13 protein-coding genes are annotated in these 19,492 nt (G+C 40.1%); 6 read left to right on the top strand and 7 right to left on the bottom strand.

The genetic code is table 11. The features are described 5' to 3' along the window. The first annotated feature begins 53 nt into the window (after positions 1-53). Positions 54-224, top strand: coding sequence for a hypothetical protein (locus tag AC5NT5_RS17085; protein WP_188085404.1), 171 nt, complete (start codon positions 54-56; stop codon positions 222-224). Between the two features lies 1 nt (position 225). Here AC5NT5_RS17085 and AC5NT5_RS17080 read toward each other — a convergent pair whose 3' ends face one another. The 4 genes from AC5NT5_RS17080 to AC5NT5_RS17065 all read right to left on the bottom strand — a co-directional run bounded on the left by AC5NT5_RS17080 (position 226) and on the right by AC5NT5_RS17065 (position 6,120). Beyond that, positions 226-882: a class I SAM-dependent methyltransferase gene (locus AC5NT5_RS17080; RefSeq protein ID WP_494513602.1), complete on the bottom strand. Its 657-nt coding sequence runs from the start codon at positions 880-882 to the stop codon at positions 226-228. A 28-nt stretch (positions 883-910) separates the two neighbouring features. Then, positions 911-4,561 (bottom strand): AAA family ATPase, encoded by a 3,651-nt coding sequence (locus AC5NT5_RS17075; RefSeq protein WP_494513601.1) that lies wholly within the window; start codon positions 4,559-4,561, stop codon positions 911-913. Then, positions 4,558-5,805 (bottom strand): exonuclease SbcCD subunit D C-terminal domain-containing protein, encoded by a 1,248-nt coding sequence (locus tag AC5NT5_RS17070; RefSeq protein ID WP_494513600.1) that lies wholly within the window; start codon positions 5,803-5,805, stop codon positions 4,558-4,560. The genes AC5NT5_RS17075 and AC5NT5_RS17070 overlap by 4 nt, the downstream gene beginning before the upstream one ends. A 78-nt stretch (positions 5,806-5,883) precedes the next feature. Continuing rightward, positions 5,884-6,120, bottom strand: coding sequence for a hypothetical protein (locus AC5NT5_RS17065; protein ID WP_024600378.1), 237 nt, complete (start codon positions 6,118-6,120; stop codon positions 5,884-5,886). A gap of 580 nt (positions 6,121-6,700) precedes the next feature. Between AC5NT5_RS17065 and AC5NT5_RS17060 the strand changes: the two genes are divergently transcribed. From AC5NT5_RS17060 to AC5NT5_RS17045, 4 genes are all read left to right on the top strand, one after another. Further along, positions 6,701-9,148 carry a M1 family metallopeptidase gene (locus AC5NT5_RS17060; RefSeq protein ID WP_494513599.1) on the top strand — a complete coding sequence of 816 codons (2,448 nt, stop codon included), beginning with the start codon at positions 6,701-6,703 and terminating at the stop codon, positions 9,146-9,148. After that, the gene (locus AC5NT5_RS17055; RefSeq protein WP_341602689.1) at positions 9,148-9,642 is read left to right on the top strand and encodes a DUF6702 family protein; all 495 of its coding nucleotides are present in this window, start codon (positions 9,148-9,150) and stop codon (positions 9,640-9,642) included. Before AC5NT5_RS17060 ends, AC5NT5_RS17055 begins: the two co-directional genes overlap by 1 nt. Positions 9,643-9,963: 321 nt before the next feature. Then, positions 9,964-10,581, top strand: coding sequence for an HAD family hydrolase (locus AC5NT5_RS17050; protein WP_165744007.1), 618 nt, complete (start codon positions 9,964-9,966; stop codon positions 10,579-10,581). 145 nt (positions 10,582-10,726) lie between these two features. Then, positions 10,727-11,452 carry a YebC/PmpR family DNA-binding transcriptional regulator gene (locus AC5NT5_RS17045; RefSeq protein WP_165744008.1) on the top strand — a complete coding sequence of 242 codons (726 nt, stop codon included), beginning with the start codon at positions 10,727-10,729 and terminating at the stop codon, positions 11,450-11,452. A 212-nt stretch (positions 11,453-11,664) separates the two neighbouring features. Here AC5NT5_RS17045 and AC5NT5_RS17040 read toward each other — a convergent pair whose 3' ends face one another. Further along, positions 11,665-13,854: a malate synthase G gene (locus tag AC5NT5_RS17040; protein ID WP_494513598.1), complete on the bottom strand. Its 2,190-nt coding sequence runs from the start codon at positions 13,852-13,854 to the stop codon at positions 11,665-11,667. A 401-nt stretch (positions 13,855-14,255) separates the two neighbouring features. Here AC5NT5_RS17040 and AC5NT5_RS17035 point away from each other — a divergent pair, with 401 nt between their 5' ends. Further along, complete coding sequence (locus AC5NT5_RS17035; RefSeq protein ID WP_494513597.1) at positions 14,256-15,857, top strand: isocitrate lyase; 1,602 nt, start codon at positions 14,256-14,258, stop codon at positions 15,855-15,857. A gap of 726 nt (positions 15,858-16,583) precedes the next feature. Here AC5NT5_RS17035 and AC5NT5_RS17030 read toward each other — a convergent pair. Beyond that, positions 16,584-18,602: a S9 family peptidase gene (locus AC5NT5_RS17030; protein WP_494513596.1), complete on the bottom strand. Its 2,019-nt coding sequence runs from the start codon at positions 18,600-18,602 to the stop codon at positions 16,584-16,586. A 155-nt stretch (positions 18,603-18,757) separates the two neighbouring features. Next, positions 18,758-19,492: a 5-oxoprolinase subunit PxpA gene (locus AC5NT5_RS17025; RefSeq protein WP_182681904.1), complete on the bottom strand. Its 735-nt coding sequence runs from the start codon at positions 19,490-19,492 to the stop codon at positions 18,758-18,760.

The following is a 19,492-nucleotide window of genomic DNA, read 5'->3' as shown; positions in this document are numbered from 1 at the left end:
CATTAAAAGAAAGTGACAAAGCGCTTTAAAAACATATTCAAAACGGTGGTAAAATGAAAAAATTAATTCCAATATTTGCTATATTATTGGCTGCAGGTTGTGCCAATGTAACGCCAAGCTCGCAATATGTTAGCGAGCCAGGCGCAAATTCTAATAAAGAATGTAAAACAATACCGCGCCATAAGCACACGGTTCAGTGGTGTAAGCCACATTCTTCTAGATAAATTAAACTACATACCCACTAAAACCTAAGGCTTTAAAATACAGCTTCGGAATGCCAAATTTGCACTCATTTAGCAATTCGCTAAAGCGCATTCTATCAAGCGGGTAAAACTCATTTTCTAAGTCGTGCCCTGTTTGTGTTTTACCGGTTTCGGTTAAACCCAATTGCGCGCACGTTGTAAGCTGGGCTTCGCGCTCAAATGAAGTTTCGGGGCGCATTAAATCTGCAATATAAAGGTTGGCGTCTTTTTTAAGGCTTCCTTTAATCGCTTTTAATAACTCTTTTTTATCGCCGTTATCTTGTAAAAAATGCATTACTAGTAAACATAAAACGGCATCGGCTTTAACCGATAATTTATCAACTGGGCCATTATGTACATCTACGCGACTTATTATGCCTTGTTCATCAAATTGCTGCTGTGCGATAGCAAGCATATCGGCTGATGTATCTTGCGCAGTAAATTGCCATGTAGGGTTTAGTGCAGCCAGTGCAAGTACTTCTTTGCCTGTGCCTGCCCCTACTACCAAAATATGTGCATTATCGCTTAGCGTTGCTTGTAATTGCGCATTAGTGAGCTGATGTAATAATTCATAACCAGGAACTAAACGGGTTATGCGGCTATCGTATTGTGTTGCTTGCTCGCCTGTAAACGTTGGCATTGTATCTCCTTGTTTTCAGTAATGTTACTTATAAAACTTCAACTGTGGAATATCCACCTGGCTTTTTGGCTACATGCACTTGAGTGGCTACACGCTCGCTCATTTGTGTTACGTGCGATATAACGCCTACTTTTCTGCCTTGTGCTTGCAAAGAATCCAAAGCGTCCATTGCAATGCTTAGGGTTTCGCTGTCTAACGTACCAAACCCTTCGTCAATAAACAAAGAATTGATTTGTACTTTGTTAGACGAAAGCGATGCTAAACCAAGTGCAAGCGCTAGCGATACTAAAAATGACTCACCGCCTGAGAGTGTATTAACAGAGCGTTGCTCGTCGGCCATGTCGCGGTCGATAATTGCAATGTCGAGCGTTTGGGCTATGGCGGTTAATTCGTAGCGTTTGTTGAGTGTTTTTAAATGACTGTTGGCATAGTGCAGTAATATTTTTAACGTTTGTGTTTGTGCTAAGTTACGCATGGTTTTACCCGTTGCATCGCCCAATACTTTATTAAGCAAGTGCCACTGCTCTACCTGTGTTTTAAGCGTAGTTAACTCAGCTTGTTTGCCTTCAAGCGCCTTTGCGTTTTGGTTGTGTTGCTCAATAGCGGTATTAGTTGCTAGTAATGAATTTTGCAGCTGCGTTTGTTGCTCATTTAAGCTGCTTAATTGCGTACTTAAAGCCTCTGCACTTTGTGTTGGCTTATCGCTACTGTTGTGTTTTTCAAGCGTAAGTTGCTGCTGTTTTAATGCGGCATTTGCATCTGTTAACGCTTGAGTTAACTGCTCGTGTTGATTTAAATGCGCCTTAATAGTCTCGCTACTTAGCGTTAGTAAAATTTTGACCTGTTCGTGCGTTACATCGCTGTATTGCGCTTTAAAGTCAGCAAACCACTGGTTATAACGTGCCTCAAGTGTTGCTAGTTCTTGGCTGTTTTCAAGTAAGCGTTGCTCTACATTTTTAAGTGTTATAGCGTGCTCATCTCGTTGTTTTATCGCGTCGTCATAGGCTTTTTGACTCGCTTGAACCTGCGATTGTTTTTGCTCTTGCTCACTTGTGAGTTTTGCTTGGTAGTCGTCTGCGCTTATTTGCTCGTTATTAAATAAAGCTAAGCGCTCACTTTGCGTAGCGTTTAATAGCTCTTTAGCTTTTACAAACTCTTCATTAAGTACTTTTAGCGATTGCTCGCTTTTACTAACAAGCGGGCTAAGCTGCTTTATTTGCTCACTAGCTGTGTCTTGGCGCTTTTGGCTTTGCTCAAGTTGCGTTTGAGTTTGCTGATACTGCGTAACTTGCTCGTGCAGCTCGCTAAGTTCAAGCGTATTGGCTTGTAGTTGCTGCCAAAAATCACTGTTTTCAAATTGATTATTGAGCGTTGTACCGAGCTCGTTAATTTGCGCACTTAGCTCGCTTTGCTTACTCGTTAACTGGTTTTGCTGGTGTGTAAGCTCAAGGTGTTTATTACTCAGTTGCTGCTGTACTTGCTGCTCTGCTTTAAGTGCTGCTTGTAGCTCGTTTACTTTGGTTTGCAGTGTTCGTTGGCGTTTTTGTTGCTCAAAGTATTGCGCTTTTTGCTGCGTTAATTGCTTATAAGTTACTTCAAGCTGATCAGGCGTTAAGTCGTTAAGCTCACTACGTGCGCCTTGCATGGTATTTTTAATGTCGAGCTGTTTGGCTTTTGCTATTTGTATTATTTGCTCAAGTTGTCCGTGTTCAGCAGTTAATACAGCATGTTGAGTTTGATGCTTATGCAGCTCGCTTTGTGCATGGTCAAATTGCTTTTTAGCGGCATTAAAAGCATTTTCAAAATCAGTAATTAAGTTATTTAATTGCTGATTTTGATTTACCGCATACGGGTGCTCAGTTGCGCCGCACACTAAACAAGGCTCATTAGGGCGAAGCTCAGTGCGTAAATGCTCTACGTTTTCGCTGGCTCTTAAGCGCGCTTGGTTAAGTGCGTACTCGCTGCCTTTAAGTGCTTGCTCGCTGGTTATTAAATGCTGATTAAGTAAAGTATGGGCTTGCTGGCTTTCATTTAGCTGCAGATTGAGCACTTGCTGGCGTTGAGTGCTTTGTTTTAGCTCTGCGTTAAATTGCTTATAGCGCTCTCGCTGCTCTTTTAAGTAATCAATACTTTTTAGCTGCGCGTCGCAGTGCTCTGCATTAAATTCATTAAGCTGAGTATTTAAAACCTGCAAAGCTGACTGCTCGCTCGTAAGTAACGCCTCGCACTGCTGCACTTTGTTATTTTGTGTATTTAAACGCTCGCTCTGACCTGCAAGCTCGGTATTAAGAGTTCGGCTTTGTGCAAGGTTTGCAGTTAATTGCTGTTGTGCATTTAAGTAGGTATTAAAGCTTTGCTGATAGTAGCTCCAGTCTTTTGCTAAAACGTGCAGCTGTGCATGCTCACTAAGCCATTGCTGGCTTTTAGTTGAGTCGGTATTAGCGAGTTCTAGCTCGTTATTGCTTTGTTTAAGCTGCTGATTGAGCTCATCAAGTTGAGTTTGCTCTTTGATTATTTGCGACTCTGCGCCTTTTACAGCTTGAGTTTGCAAAGCAATGCTGCTGTCGAGCTCTCTCGCTTTTGCTATAACGGGCGCTGCATTTTGTTTTTTCTCATTGGCGTTATTAAGTAGCTCAGTATGCTTAGCAAGCGCGGTGTTACGCTCGTTAATTACCGCTAAATGATCAACACTTTTAAGTGATGTTATTTGCTGATCTAACGCCGTATTTTGATCGGTTAATTGAGTAAAACGGCTGCGGTTATCTTTTATTTCAAGCGCCTGCTTGGCTTGTTTTGCTTGCTCGCTTTGATCAACGATACTTTCAAGCGCTGAGCTTGCTTGTTGCTGGGTTTGCTGTGCCTGCAGTAAGCTTTGCTCAAGCACTGTAGCTTGCTGATACCAGTTAAGTGCTTTTTCGGTTTTGGTCAGCTCTTTTTTAGTGTGTTCGGTTTGCGCTTTTAAATCGGTTAACTTGGTTTGTTGTAACTCAAGTTCATCGCTCGTTAACAAAGTATAGCTTTCAAGACCAGCTTTGAGCGCTTCAAGCTTTGCCACTTGCTCTTTATGGCGCTCAAAAATACGCACACCAATACGGCTAAATTTATCGGTGCCTGTTAAGCACTCTAAAAGTTGCGCTCGCTCATCGCCAGTGGCTTTTAAAAATGCAGCAAACTCATGTTGCGCTAAAAGTACGGCACGGGAGAACTGTTCAAAGTTAAGCCCTATTTTGCTCTCCACTTCTTTTATTGTGTGGCTTTTGTCAGCTATAAGGGTTTCGTCTGGCAGGGTTACTAATGTGTGCTCTGCTACTTTAAGTTTGCCAGTTACTTTTTTATGGGTCCGTGCAATTGTATAACGCGCACGGTAAAGCTGTTTATCTTGCCCTAAAAAGTCAACCTCGGCGTGGCCTTCCCATGTACCTCTGCGTAGTAGATTTCGCGCATCATTAAGCTTAATGCTGTCGCCATTAAACTCAATTAAGTTACCTTTATCGCCGCGTAGCCTCGCTGTTTTTGTATAAAGGGCTAAACAAATCGCATCTAAAAAGGTACTTTTACCAGCGCCGGTATCGCCTGTTATTGCAAATAAGCCTGCATCTTTTAATGGGGCTTGAGTAAAATCTATTTCAGCATCAACTATTGAGGCTAAATTATGAATACGAACTGCGGTTATTTTCATAGTTGTTCTTGCTCCGTAAGTTCGTTTATCACATCACTTAAAAGTGCTTTTAGCTCATCGGGTACACTTTGCCCTGCCATATCTTTATCGTTTGCGAACGCTTGTTCTAATAAGTTAAGCGGGTTGAGCATTTCAACTTCGCTTAAATCTTCAAATACGGTGTTGTCATCATTTTGCGCTGATTGCTCACGTACACGTTCAATACCACAAAATTTAATATGTTTGCCTTCCAGTGCTTGTTCTATTTGTTCCCTGAAGGTGGTGTCGGTATCGCTTGATTTAAGCTTTACACGTAAATAAGGCGCTATTGTATTTTGTGCGATGTCGAGCGCTTTAATTTGCTCGCATAGTTCGTTTAATGGCACACACTCCCCTTTTGGTAAAATAACCACATCGGCAGAGCGCGGAATGTAAAGGGGGTTTACAGTTGTACTAATATGTTGTTTTTCATCAATAATAAACTCAACAACATTTACTTGGTGCGTGTAGTTACGTTCTGAAAACGACATAGGTATAGGTGTGCCGCTGTATCGAATAAAATCACTTTTAGCGACTTGTTGCGCTTTGTGTAAGTGCCCAAGAGCGACGTAGTTGGCTTGTTTACCAAATACATTAGCAGAAATAGACTCTTCACCACCTATTACTAAGTTACGCTCAGAATCACTTGAGATATCCCCGCCTTTTGCGTGTAAATGCCCCATAACTATTAATGGTGAGTTTTGCTCGTTTATATTATTAGCGTGTTCTAGTGCAAGTTCATAAGCTTTTGAAACGCCTTGTGCATAACTAGGGCCGCTTTCGGTTTGGCTAAGTAAACTTACATCACTTGCGCGTAAAAACGGCATAGCGACAATTACAGCGCGTTTACCATTAGTATTGATGGTAATAACAGTTTCATTGGGTGTCGCGACATCAAAGCGCCCTACTACGTGTGTATCAAATTGCGCTAGTAATGGCTGAGCTGCCAAAATACGATTTGCAGAGTCGTGATTACCCGCAATAATTACTACGTGTAATTGTGGGCATGCCTTTTTGGCGTCTTTAATAAATTGGTAAAGCTGATTTTCGGCGCTAGCGCTTGGAGTCGCGGTATGATAAATGTCGCCAGCAACTAAAAGTAAGTCTATTTGTTGTTCAACAAGAGTGGCTAATAACCATGTAAAAAAAGCTTGATGTTCAACACGGCGGTCGTGTTCGTAGAATTGTTGGCCAAGGTGCCAATCTGAGGTGTGGAGGACTTTCATGTCGCGCTCTTAATTAAACCGTAAGAGCGCCAATATACCCAAGGCAGTTAAAGATGCAAGCCTAAGCCGTGCATTACCTTAGGTTAAACTGTACCAAGCTGAAAAAACAACCGGTAATGCTAAAAGTGCCATTAATAATGGAATTTTTAACGTTTTAGTTTGCTTTGCGTGTAGCGCCTTTAATGCATTGGTTTCGTTGCACGCTGCTACTTTATCGATATAAAAATAACCCGAATCGAGATACTGCTTACAGTTATTCTCACTTGCTGGAACCGCAATTAGTTCTTGTTGTTTTTTTAGGATGTAAAAATCCATAAGCCCACCGCATTTCTTGCTAGTAATCGATATTAATTTGAGGATAAATGTGACGAATTTATTTGCCTCAAATAAAAAGGTTGGCGATTTTAAATATAAACTACACTAAAGATCAACCTAAAATTACACTATTTATCATTTATCGTAAAAATAGCGCATATTAAGGAAGTTCGGCAATATTTGAGCCAATAATTCAGCTGTTTTCACTGTGTTTTTGTTCAGTAGAGGGGGCTTTTAGCCCATTTTTCTTGTTGCAAATTAGAAATATTTATACGTAGTATTATTGGTTTACCTGATAATGCTAAAGCAATACTTTTTTAGCAAAGTAACTAAAGTTAATGTGTTTTTTTCAAGCTCTATAGCTTTGTATCTATTTGCTCAAAACCATTATTAAAACCCGCTTTTGTAAACCCCCTTTACAATATTTATTTAGTCGTATTTTGTTACAAAATAATTGTACTTTTTAATCTAAAAAACTAAGTGAATATCACCCTAAAAATACGGTACTTGGTCGCTAATTTATTGAAGCTAACTGGCATATTTGTCAAAGTATGCTCACAAAATTATATTAGGACTAACAATGAAAAAAATAGGTCTTACGCTAAGTGCTTTTGTATTGCCTTTGGCAATATCTAGTGCGGCTATGGCGTCTTCAGTTGAGCAAACAAAAGGTACTTTTGTTGATAAATTTCGTCAATTAGACGAAGCGCTTCCTACACCCAATGTTTATCGTAGTGCCGCTGGCGAACCAGGTGAAAAATACTGGCAGCAACGTGTAAACTACGATATTGATGTAAAGCTAGATGAAAAAAAGCACCGTATTACCGGTAGCCAAAGCATTGAATATAAAAATAACTCTCCGCATACACTTAAATATTTATGGTTACAGTTAGATCAAAATATTTTTAAAAGTGATTCTATTGCCGAAACAACTAAAACGTTTAAAAGCACTTTAGAAAGCCTACCAGCTCAAAAGCCTGCTAAATTAAGTTTAGGTGACTTACGCCGTCAGCAATTTATGAGCGACAACGAACTGGGTTATACAATCAGTGGCGTAAAGGATGACGATGGTAAAGAGCTACGCGTAACTGTAGTTGATACTTTAATGCGCATTGATTTAAACGAGCCATTAAAACCTGGTAAAGAAGTAGAATTTAGCATGAACTTTGCCTTCAACATTGTTGAAGAAGATGCTGTAGGTGCACGTTCTGGTTACGAGCACTTTGAAGAAGATGGCAACGACATATTCTTAATTGCTCAGTGGTTCCCTCGCTTAGCGGCTTATACCGATTACGAAGCATGGACAAACAAGCCATTTTTAGGCTCTGGTGAGTTTACGCTTGAGTTTGGTGATTACGATGTTGAGATTACTGTTCCGGCAGATCACATTGTATCGGCAACAGGTAAACTTGATAACGCGAGTAAAGTACTTACAAGTACTCAGCGCAAACGTTTAAAGCAAGCTGAAACATCTAAGCGTCCTGTGTTTATTGTTAACGCAGAAGAAGCGCTAGAAAACGAAAAAGAAGGCACCGACAAAACTAAAACGTGGCACTTTAAAGCAGAAAATGTTCGTGACTTTGCTTGGGCGTCGTCTCGTAAGTTTATGTGGGATGCAAAAGGTTATCAACAAGGTGGTGACGTTCAGCCTTTAGTTATGGCAATGTCGTTCTTCCCTAAAGAAGGTGGTGACTTATGGAAAAAGTACTCAACTGAAGCGGTAGTACACACAATGGAAGTGTACTCTAAGTATTCTTTTGATTACCCATACCCAACCGCACAGTCGGTTAATGGACCAGTTGGTGGTATGGAATACCCAATGATCACCTTTAACGGCCCGCGTACTAAGTTGCAAGATGATGGTACTCGTACTTATTCTCAGGCTGAAAAGCGCTTTTTACTTGGCGTAGTTATTCATGAAGTGGGTCATATTTACTTTCCGATGATTGTGAACTCAGATGAGCGCCAATGGACGTGGATGGATGAAGGCTTAAACAGCTTTTTAGATGGTGTTGCTGGTCGTGAATGGGATCCTACTATTCCTTGGGGTGTTGAGCCTCGCGATATAGTGAGCTATATGAAGTCAGAAGTCCAAGTACCAATTATGACTCAGTCAGACAGCGTATTACGTTTAGGCCCAAATGCTTATACTAAGCCTGCCGCAGCACTTAATATTTTACGTGAAGTAATTTTAGGCCGTGACTTATTCGACTTTGCATTTAAAGAGTATGCTCAGCGCTGGAAATACAAGCGCCCTACCCCAGCTGATTTTTTCCGTACAATGGAAGAAGCCTCTGGTGTTGATTTAGATTGGTTTTGGCGTGGCTGGTTTTACACCACAGATCATGTTGATATCTCTTTAGATAAAGTGTATCAACTTCGTTTAGACACTAAAAACCCTGATATTGATTACAGCCGTTTACGTGATATTGAGGCAGACAAGCCTACGTCCTTATTTGTTGAGCGTAACCGCGCCGAAGGTAAAAAAACATGGGTTGAGCAAAATCCTGATGTTACCGATTTTTATGACGAAAACGACCGCTTTACTGTAACCAATAAAGAACGTAACTCGTACAATAAGTTTTTAAAAGGCTTAGAGCCGTGGGAGCGTAAAACGCTTGAACGTGCTTTAGAAGAAGATAAAAACTACTACGTTATGGAATTTTCAAACCTTGGTGGTTTGGTAATGCCTATATTGCTTGAGCTAACATATGAAGATGGCACAACCGAAGAGCGTTATATCCCTGCTGAAATTTGGCGTCGTAATTATAAAAATGTTCAAAAGCTAATTGTGACCGATAAAAACAAACCGCTTGTATCAGTTACTGTAGATCCAGGCTGGGAAACAGCTGACGTAGATGTTGAAAACAATAACTACCCTCGTCGTATTATTCCTTCACGTATTGAAGTGTTTAAAAAGGAAAAGAGTAAAGCTAAAGTAAGTCGCGATATCATGCAAGATATTAAAACTGAGCTTAAAACTGATGAGAAGAAAGACGAAAAAGATGACGGTGGGGAGCCGCAATAATGCGCTTTTTGCTTATTATTGTTTGCCTTTTAGTTGCTGCGCCAAGTATGGCGCATCAACTAAAGTCGTCAGTTACAACTGTGCTTTTTAATAAACGAACGCATAATGTTGAGTTAATGCATCGCTTTTATTTACATGATACCGAACACGCCGTAGGAACATTATTTGAAGGCAAAATCGATATTATTAGTAATAAAGCCGACCAACAGCGTTTTGCTAAATATGTTGAATCGCACGTTGCTCTACAAACGCTAAGTGGTGAGCCTTTACCACTTAGCTTTGTAGGGGCGCAAGTAGATGGTAAGTTTTTTTGGGTTTACCAAGAAGCACCAATTCCTGAAAACATTGAAGGAATTAAAATGAGCAATGGCGCACTTCGTGATTTATGGCCATCTCAGGTAAATATGGTAAACGTTGAGGGCAAAGGTAAGATTAAAACCTTAAACTTTGCACAAGATGATACTTGGCTCGAAGCCCGCTTTGAGTCAAATTAATAGTTAAAACTTCCCCAACCAACGCGCACTGCAGTTAATGTGCGCGTTTTCTTCAAACGTTTAAACTGCGTTCATTTTTGATCTGGTATAAGTAAATTTACGTAAAAATTGGTAGTTCAATTTGTATATTTACCATTTTTTGCGCATGCTACAATTACCAATTATATTTACTGTATTATCAATAGATTGATAGCAGTGCAAATAAATAATTTAAATATAGTTAGTTTCATTTATCCCTTTAGCTGTAACTAGCTAGGGCATAAGCAGTAGAGAATTTTATGTTTAAATTTTATTTAGTAATAACTAAATTCAGGGAATGATATGACGACTCAGATTGAGGCTATTTTTGGAGTGATTTTTGATTTGGATGGAACATTGGTTTCATCAGAATTAGACTTTGCATTAATAAAGGCCCAAATAGGTTGCCCTTGCGAGCAAGACTTACTTGATTACATTGCTAAGTTGCCCTCACCGTATATGCGTGAAGAGGCAATGAATATAGTTCACCAACACGAATTAATAGACGCACAACATGCCAGTATATTACCTGGGGTGAGTGAAGCTATTAATGCTTTAAAGTCTAAAAATATACCGATGGCAATTGTCACTCGCAATTTTGATAAAGCGGCTGCAATTAAATTACAAAATAACCCACTTCCTATTAGTACAGTTTTAACAAGAAGCGATGCTCCTGCAAAACCAGATCCTAGTGCTTTGAATGCTATTGCTACACTTTGGAACATTAATGCTAGAAATTTACTTTATGTAGGCGATTACCTTTACGATATTCAAGCTGCGCATAATGCAAATATGCGCGCATGTTTATACGCTCCAGAGTTGACGCCAGCCTACGCCGATCAGGCAGATTACGTTTTGCATGACTTTGCGGAATTAGTAACATTAGTTGAGAGTTATTCTGAAAAAATAGAGTTATGTTAAATAGCGTGCCATTTGATTTATTCTGACATAAGTTTGTAGTTATAAAAGTTTTTATTAATCAAGTTTTGCCCATTGCGGAGCTAGCCCAATACGTTTTGAATTGGTAAAATACCGCAAAACGTAACGTATTCATTAGGGGCACAAAATGGGCAGAGCATTTGTAGTTCGTCAAAGTTCTATGATCAAAACAGCCAATGCAAAAACAAAAGTAAACTCAAAGTACGGCAAAGAGATTTACGTTGCAGCAAAAAGTGGTGATCCCGATCCCGAAGTAAACCAAACACTTCGCCGTCTAATCGAAAAAGCTAAAAAAGACCAAGTACCCGCACACGTTATCGAAAAAGCAATTGAAAAAGCAGCCGGTGGCACAGGAGAAGATTACTCTGTTGCCCGTTATGAAGGCTATGGCCCTGGTAACTGCATGGTTATTGTTGACTGTTTAACTGATAATCCAAACCGTACTATCAAAGATGTACGTTTACCATTTACTAAAACAGACTCAAAAATTGGTACTCCTGGCTGTGTAGCGCATATGTTTGATCATTATGCGGTACTTGGCTTTGCAGGCGATGACGATGAAGTCGTATTAGAAGCATTAATGATGGCTGATGTTGATGTAAGCGATGTTGAAGCCGAGGACGGTAAAATATCGGTATTTGCACCGCCAACAGAATACTTTAAAGCTAAAACTGCCCTTGAAGACGCATTTGAAGGCATTAACTTTGAAGTAGATGAAATTACGTTTATTCCTCAAGTTAATATTGAAATTGAAGACGAAGAAGTTATTGCTAACTTTGATAAGTTTATAAATATGCTTGAAGATTGTGACGATGTACAAAATATTTATCACAATGCCATTGTAAAAAATTAAATGTAAACGGTTAAAAGCTTTAAAAAGCGTGTTTTGTGTATGCAAAACACGCTTTTTTACGTTTGAATAAATGTTAGATATTCATGTGTATTATGCTTATTTGAATATATATTTTTAAAATGCCTTAAAAGTGCTGTTATTCTAATTTTAGGCGATAAAAAAACCAGCTTAAAAGCTGGTTTAGTACTTAATTTTAACTTTGATTAAGCAGGTTAAAGCGTATTCGACTTTTGTGCTTTATATTTTATACGGTAGCTATGTAGTAGTGGTTCAGTGTAACCACTAGGTTGCGTTACGCCCTCTAAAACCAGTGCAAGTGCAGCTTGATAGGCAATGCTGTTATTAAGGGTTTCTTCATTTGTTGCCATGGGTGTATACGCAGTGTCATGCTCGTTTTGTCCATCAACCACTTTGGCCATTTTAGCCATTGTTGATTTTATTTGCGCTTGTGAGCACACGCCATTTAGCAACCAATTAGCCATATGCTGGCTTGAAATACGCAGTGTGGCTCTGTCTTCCATTAAACCGATATGGTTAATGTCGGGTACTTTTGAGCAGCCTACGCCTTGATCAATCCAACGTACAACGTAACCTAAAATACCTTGTGCGTTATTTTCTAGCTCACTTTGAATATCTTCTTTTGAAAGCGTTTTAGGGTCTGTCATTAGCGGCGGTGTAAGCAGGTCATTAAGGCTAGCAATAGTACGTTTGGCAATACTTTGCTGCTCAGTAAATACGTATATATCGTGATAATGCATTGCATGCAGGGTAGCGGCTGTAGGGGAGGGCACCCATGCTGTATTAGCGCCTGATTTAGGGTGAGCTTGTTTTTGCTCCATCATTAATGCCATTTTATCTGGCATTGGCCACATGCCTTTACCTATTTGGGCCTTATGGCTTAAGCCACAAGCAAGGCCAATATCGACATTGCGATCCTCATAAGCTTGTATCCACGGTTGCTGTTTAATCTGTGCTTTTGGAAGCACAACACCCGCTTGCATAGAGGTATGAATTTCATCGCCTGTGCGGTCTAAAAACCCAGTATTTATAAATACAACACGCTCTTTAGCTGCATAAATACAGGCTTTTAGGTTTACAGAAGTACGGCGTTCCTCATCCATAATCCCCATTTTAAGGGTGTTTTTAGGTAAGCTTAACGCTTCCTCTACTAAGCTAAATAAAGTGTTAGTAAACGCCACCTCTTCAGGGCCATGCATTTTTGGTTTTACTATATTAATACTTTGCGCGCTTGAGTTTTTTATACCTGTTTTTTTATTTAGGTCGTGCAGGGCAGCGGTGGCTGTAAACATCGCATCCATAATGCCTTCAAATACCGGTTGATTAAACACATCGGTAATAGCAGGGTTCGTCATTAAATGGCCAACGTTTCTTACAAACATCATGCTTCGGCCTTTTAAAGTAACGGTGCCGCCGTCAAGAGCAGTGTATGTTTTATCACTTTGCAGGGTACGCTCAACAGTTTTATCGCCTTTTTTAAACGATTCAACTAAGTTACCTTGCATCAACCCAAGCCAATTTTTATAAACTTGTACTTTGTCTTCTGCATCTACCGCAGCTACTGAATCTTCACAATCCATAATGGTGGTAAGCGCGGCCTCTAGCACTACATCTTTTAAGCCTGCTTTATCTGCTTGGCCAATAATGTGGTGGTGATCGATATGTAACTCTATATGTAGGTCATTATTTTTTAATAACACTACAGTTGGGTTTTGTGCTTCTCCTTGATAACCAATAAGCTGAGATGGGTTAGCTAATGTGGTTTGAGAGCTGTCACGCAAGGTAATTAAAAGTGCGCCATCTACTACTGAGTAATTCGTGCTTTCTATATGGGAGCCATTGGTCAGCGGCAATGCTTTATCTAAAAACTGGCGAGCGTAGGCCATTACCTTAAAACCACGAACAGGGTTGTAGGTATTACCTTTTTCAGCCCCGTCATCTTCGCTTAACACATCAGTACCATATAAGGCGTCGTATAACGAGCCCCAGCGAGCGTTAGCGGCATTAAGAGCAAAGCGTGCATTACTTACAGGCACAACCAACTGAGGGCCTGCTGTAAGGGCCACTTCGGGCTCTACATTTTGGGTTTCAATTTCAAAGTTGGCAGGCTCTTTAACTAAATAGCCAATATCTTGCAAAAAGGCTTGGTATTTAGCGCTATCCCAGGTTTTATTAGCAAGATGGTAGTCGTCTATTTGCTGTTGAAGCAGCTCTCGCTTTTCAAGCAGTGCCTTATTTATAGGGGTAAGTGTTTGAACGATATGTGCAAAACTTTGCCAAAATTGTGACTCACTTAAGTGAGTGCCAGGGAGTAATTGATTTTTAACGAAATCAGCGAGTTGTGTGTCTACGCTGAGTCCTGAATGTGTGAGAGTGTGGGACATAGTTGCCTTCCTTTAAACGGTCGCGATGTTGTTGTGTGCTTGTGCGTAAGGCAACAATAACTCAAAAAGGCAATGTTGAGTGCTTTTTAGCCATTCACAAAATGTATAGCCACAATAACAACTATAAATTTACTAAATCTAGAAAAGGAGCCTAATGTTGAATTAAGCGCTACGGAACACACTCCTAGCCACTCTCACAACATTAAAATAATTTATACCAATCTGCTTATATATGGGGTCTATTTAACGTTAAGAAAATTACGCTAGAGCTAGGCAAAAATTTTTGTATCTAGTTATTCTAAATAAAAAATTTTTAACGACGTTATAGTGCAATTTAATTCGTTAAATTGATCAAAGATTTATGCAGGTTGGTATTACACACTCGTTCGAAGGATTTTATTATGACAACATATCAACGCGAAACAGACACACTCTCTACTCTTTGCCAATCACAAGGCAGCGCGTGGGGTGCTATTAACCCTGAATACGCAAGCCGTATGCGTTTACAAAACCGTTTTCGTACAGGGATTGAAATTGCGCAATACACAGCAGACGTAATGCGTGAAGATATGGCTGCATATGACGCCGACACAAGCCAGTACACGCAATCTTTAGGCTGTTGGCATGGCTTTACTGCCCAACAAATGATGATGGCTATTAAGCGCCATCAAAAAACAACTAAACGCAGCTATGTATACTTAAGTGGCTGGATGGTTGCAGCGCTTCGCTCTGCATTTGGTCCGCTGCCAGATCAAAGCATGCATGAAAAAACATCGGTACCTGCGCTAATTGAAGAAATTTACACGTTTTTAAAGCAAGCTGATGCACGTGAACTAGATCACTTGTTTAACGACCTAGATGAAGCAAAAGCGAACGGCGGCGATGTTCAAGCTGTTATTGATAAAATAGACAACTTTGAAACCCATGTTGTGCCAATTATTGCTGATATTGATGCCGGTTTTGGTAACGAAGAAGCAACTTACTTACTGGCTAAAAAAATGATTGAAGCCGGTGCGTGTGCCATTCAAATAGAAAACCAAGTATCTGACGCCAAACAATGTGGTCACCAAGCGGGTAAAGTGACCGTTCCACACGAAGACTTTTTAGCAAAAATTAACGCAGTACGTTACGCCTTTTTAGAGCTAGGTATTGATAACGGCATTATTGTGGCACGTACAGATTCATTAGGCGCCAGCCTTACTCAAAAAGTACCTGTGTCGCAAACACCAGGTGACTTAGCAAGCCAATACAATGCATTTTTAGAAACTACGCCAATTAACGGTGTTGATGATTTAAATGAAGGCGATACGGCAATGAAAATTAATGGCCAGTTATGTAAACCAACTCGCCTAGATAACGGTTTATACCAGTTCCGCGAAGGCACTGAAAAAGACCGCGTAGTATTAGATTGTATTACTAGCTTGCAGTCGGGCGCTGATTTACTGTGGATTGAAACAGAAAAACCACATGTTAAACAAATTGCAGAACTGGTAAATCGTGTAAAAGAACACGTGCCAAATGCAAAACTGGTATACAACAACTCGCCTTCGTTTAACTGGACGCTTAAGTTTCGTGAGCAAGTGTACCAAGAGTGGGAAGAAGCAGGCCGTGACCTTAGTGCTTACCCAAGCCTTGGCGATAATAAAGGCCTTATGGCACCAGAAATGGATGCAACAGAACTTGCACAAGCAGCCGATTTACTAGTGCAAAACTTCCAGCGCGATGGCGCACGTGAAGCAGGTATTTTCCATCACTTAATTACTCTGCCTACGTACCATACGGCTGCGCTAAGCACTGATATTTTATCAGAAGGTTACTTTGGCGATATGGGTATGCTGGCTTACGTGCGTGATGTACAACGCCAAGAAATTCGCCGTGAGCAAGCTTCTGTTAAACACCAAGACCTAGCAGGGTCTAACATGGGCGATACACACAAAGAATACTTCTCTGGTGATAACGCGCTAAAAGCCGGTGGTGAAGATAACACCATGAACCAGTTTTAATTCCTAACTAGATAGTGTTACTCAAGGGCCAATAGGCCCTTTTTTATTGTTTTAATTTTTATTTAGATCAGATTTTAACTAACCTGAGCTCTGGTTAAGAGATTTACTAACGTATTGAATCATGGTGATATTTAAATTTTTTCTCTAGCCAGAGATTTTCAGTCAAAACAAGGCGAATTTACGCGTCAATAGCTAGCCTATTGCAAGTAAATTCAACGCAGTTAGGGCTGAAAATAGCTGCTCGAGATAGATTTATTATCCAGAGTTCAGGTTAACCAAATCATGTTGGATCACTATTTAACTACCTGAGTGAATTTACAGATCAGAGTTTAACTAACCTTTCATAAAACGGCATATTTGGGGTTATTTTGCTGTAAAAAGCGTTTACAACAACTTTAAAAGGCAGGTAAGTGACTGATTTTTGCTTTAATAGACAAACTTAGCGAATTTATAAACCGATTTTTTACTAACTTCTCCGTGCGATAAAACAAAATTTTACTAACTGAGAGGCTATAAACAGTGACTCAAACCGATTTTTTACCAACTCAAGTTACAAAAAATGCTATAAACCGAAATTTTACTAACTGAAGTTTTAGCTAAGTCCGATATTTAACTGTCACAGAAGTGTAAAGGGGGTTTACAGTTTGAATACTACGGCGATAAATACAAAAGCCACTTATTTAAAGTGGCTTTTATTTGAGCTATAAATGTTATACTAATTTTAGGTTATTTAGTGTGTTTATCAAACCACCATTGAATATAAGCAACTTTGGTCATTAAGTTTGATGGGCGAGCTGTAATACCATGCGATGCATCAGGAATTCGCACCATTGCAGTATCAACGCCTTGTAGTTTTAATGCTTGATAAAACTGTTCAGTTTCTGAAATTGGTGTACGGTAGTCAGATTCACCAGTGAGCAACATAGTAGGAGTTTTAACGTTTCCAACATAGCTGATAGGCGAGCGTTTCATGTAGTGCTCAATGTGATCCCATGGTTTACCTGGGAACCAATAATCAGCAAAAAACGGGTAAAAATCTGCTGTTAGTACAAAACTGATCCAATTGATAACAGGCTTAGCAACTACAGCTGCAGCAAAGCGATCTGTATGACCCACAATCCATGCAGTTAATACACCGCCACCAGAGCCACCGGTTACAAACAATTTAGACTCGTCAATAAAGCCTTTCGCTATTAGCGCATCAACACCTGTCATTAAGTCGTCAAAATCGTTACTTGGGTAATTGTGATGAATAGTTTGTGCAAACTCTTTACCGTATGAATCACTACCACGTGGGTTCATGTATAAAACGACATTACCTTTGGCTGCAAACAGTTGAATTTCAGCGCTAAAGTGCGGGCCATAATTAGCGACAGGACCGCCGTGTATTTCTAGTATTAGCGGATATTTTTTACTGCTATCAAATTCAGGAGGGTAAGCAACCCAACCTTGGATTGGTAGCTCATCGTGACTTGATTTAATCCAAATTTCTTCCACTTTAGCCAAAGCTTTGTCGCCCAGTGCATCTGCATTAAGGGTAGTTAAACGCTGCGCTTTACCGCGTTTAATTGTTGCTATATCAGCAGGGCGCTGAGTATCGGCAAGGGTAAAGGCTACTTCGCCATCTTCACTTACATCAAAGTCGCCACCAGAATAAGGGCGTCCAAAGGCAACGCTGCCAATTTGGGTTGTTATTATTTTACGCTTGCCACTGCGTGGTTGATAGGCGAGGGCGGTTTGACCTTTATCGGCGTAACTAAAGTACACACCTTTTGAATTGGCACTCCATTTTATTTGACCTACGCTTCTATCAAAATTTGGCGTTAAGCTAGTTGTGTTACCTGTTTTTAAATCACGAATGTAAAGTTGAGCATTTTCGTAGTTAGTGCGTTTATCATCGTAACCTGTGTACGCTAAGTAACGACCATCGGGCGATACTTTAGGCTGCTCATCAGGACCATTTCGATCAGTAATTTCAGTTATATTTTGCGAGGCCAAATCGAGTTTATAAATTTCACTATTTGTGGGTTTTAGCTGGTTGTTTGTGTGCCTGTTCGCAGAAAAATAAAGTGATTTACCGTCTTTACTAAAACTTACATCGCCCGCGTTATCAAATTCATCATCAGTGAGTTGGTTAGCATTACCTCCGTTAGCATCTATGGAAAATAATTGGCTAAAACCTTTTTGTGTGTAACCGCCACCATCTGAACGGTAATAAACATCATCAATAAATTTGGCGGGCTCTGCCCAGGTTGCGCCTTTTGGTTTACCTGGTAAGCTCACTGGCGCTGAATTAGCGCTTGGGACAAACATGCTAAATATTAATTGGTTAGAATCAGGGCTCCATGTAATCGAACGTGGACCACTCGTTAAGTTACTAATTTTTGCCATAGCACCTGTTTTAAGCCATTTAATATATATTTGGCTGCTGCCATCGCGGGTTGATATAAACGCAAGGCGTTGACCATCAGGAGAGAGTGCTGGCGAATAATCCATATGCACGCCAGAGGTTAGCGGCTGCATTTGTTTGGTTTTGTAATCAACAGACCAAATATTACCAACTTTGCGATCTGTTTTTATATCCATTCGGTTACGCACAAAATAAACAGTTTTACCGTCTTCGGTTATATCTATTTGATTAGCATATTCTAAATTAAACACGTCTTGCAGTTGTAGTGTATTTGTTTCAGCGTAGGCTAAATTGCTACAGCCTAAAATGAGGCTAAGTGTTAAAAGCTTTTTCATTTTTATCCCTGTTGTTACTTTTTTTAATTTGCTAAGTAGTTATATGTTAGGGATTATTAAATTAACAGTAGGATGCGATGAAGCTCTTATTTAAATCTATGAGTTAAAGCTGTAAAGGGGGTTTACAGCTTCTATTTGTGGTTGTGTAAAAGTGTTTAGTTAGCTGAGTTACACAGGGCTTTTATGTCTTTTATAAGCGCTATGCCATCAGCGTTGTCGCCATGTACGCATAAGCTATGGGCGTTGAGCGTTAGTTTTTTTCCAGTTTGTGTTGTCACGCTGCCATCGGATAAAAGCTGAGTTACTTGTTTTAGTAATGCAGCTTTGTTGTGAACGCTACCCTCAAGTGTTCGTGACACTAAATGCCCGTCGTCGGTGTACTGCCTATCGGCAAATGCCTCAAGTATTAGATCAACTCCTGAATCTTTAGCTATTTGAATGTGCTTATTGGCATTTTTAGTCGCTAAAATCATTAGCTTTAAATCTATTGGGTAGCTGGCGATTGCATTTATAACGGTTTGTAATATTTGATCATTTGCCATCATGTCGTTATAAAGTGCGCCGTGGGGTTTTACATAGCTAAGTGTTAAACCTTGTACTTTTGCCATCCCCTCAATAGCGGCTATTTGATAGTGCAGGCAATTTGTAAGCTCTTTTTCGCTAAGTACCATTGAGCGTCTACCAAAGCCCTGCTTGTCTGGGTAGCTTGGGTGAGCACCAATTTGTACGTTATGTTGTTTGGCAAGTACAAGAGTGTTTGCCATTACGTCGGCGTCACCTGCATGAAACCCACACGCAATGTTAGCCATATCAATATGCGGCATAACGTCATCGTCTAGCCCCATTTTCCACGCGCCAAAGCTTTCGCCTAAGTCACAATTGAGCTTCAT

This window comes from Pseudoalteromonas sp. J2K-J599 (assembly GCF_059295115.2).
Note: the sequence above shows the minus strand (reverse complement) of the source record. Positions and strands in the feature narration are given on the sequence as shown.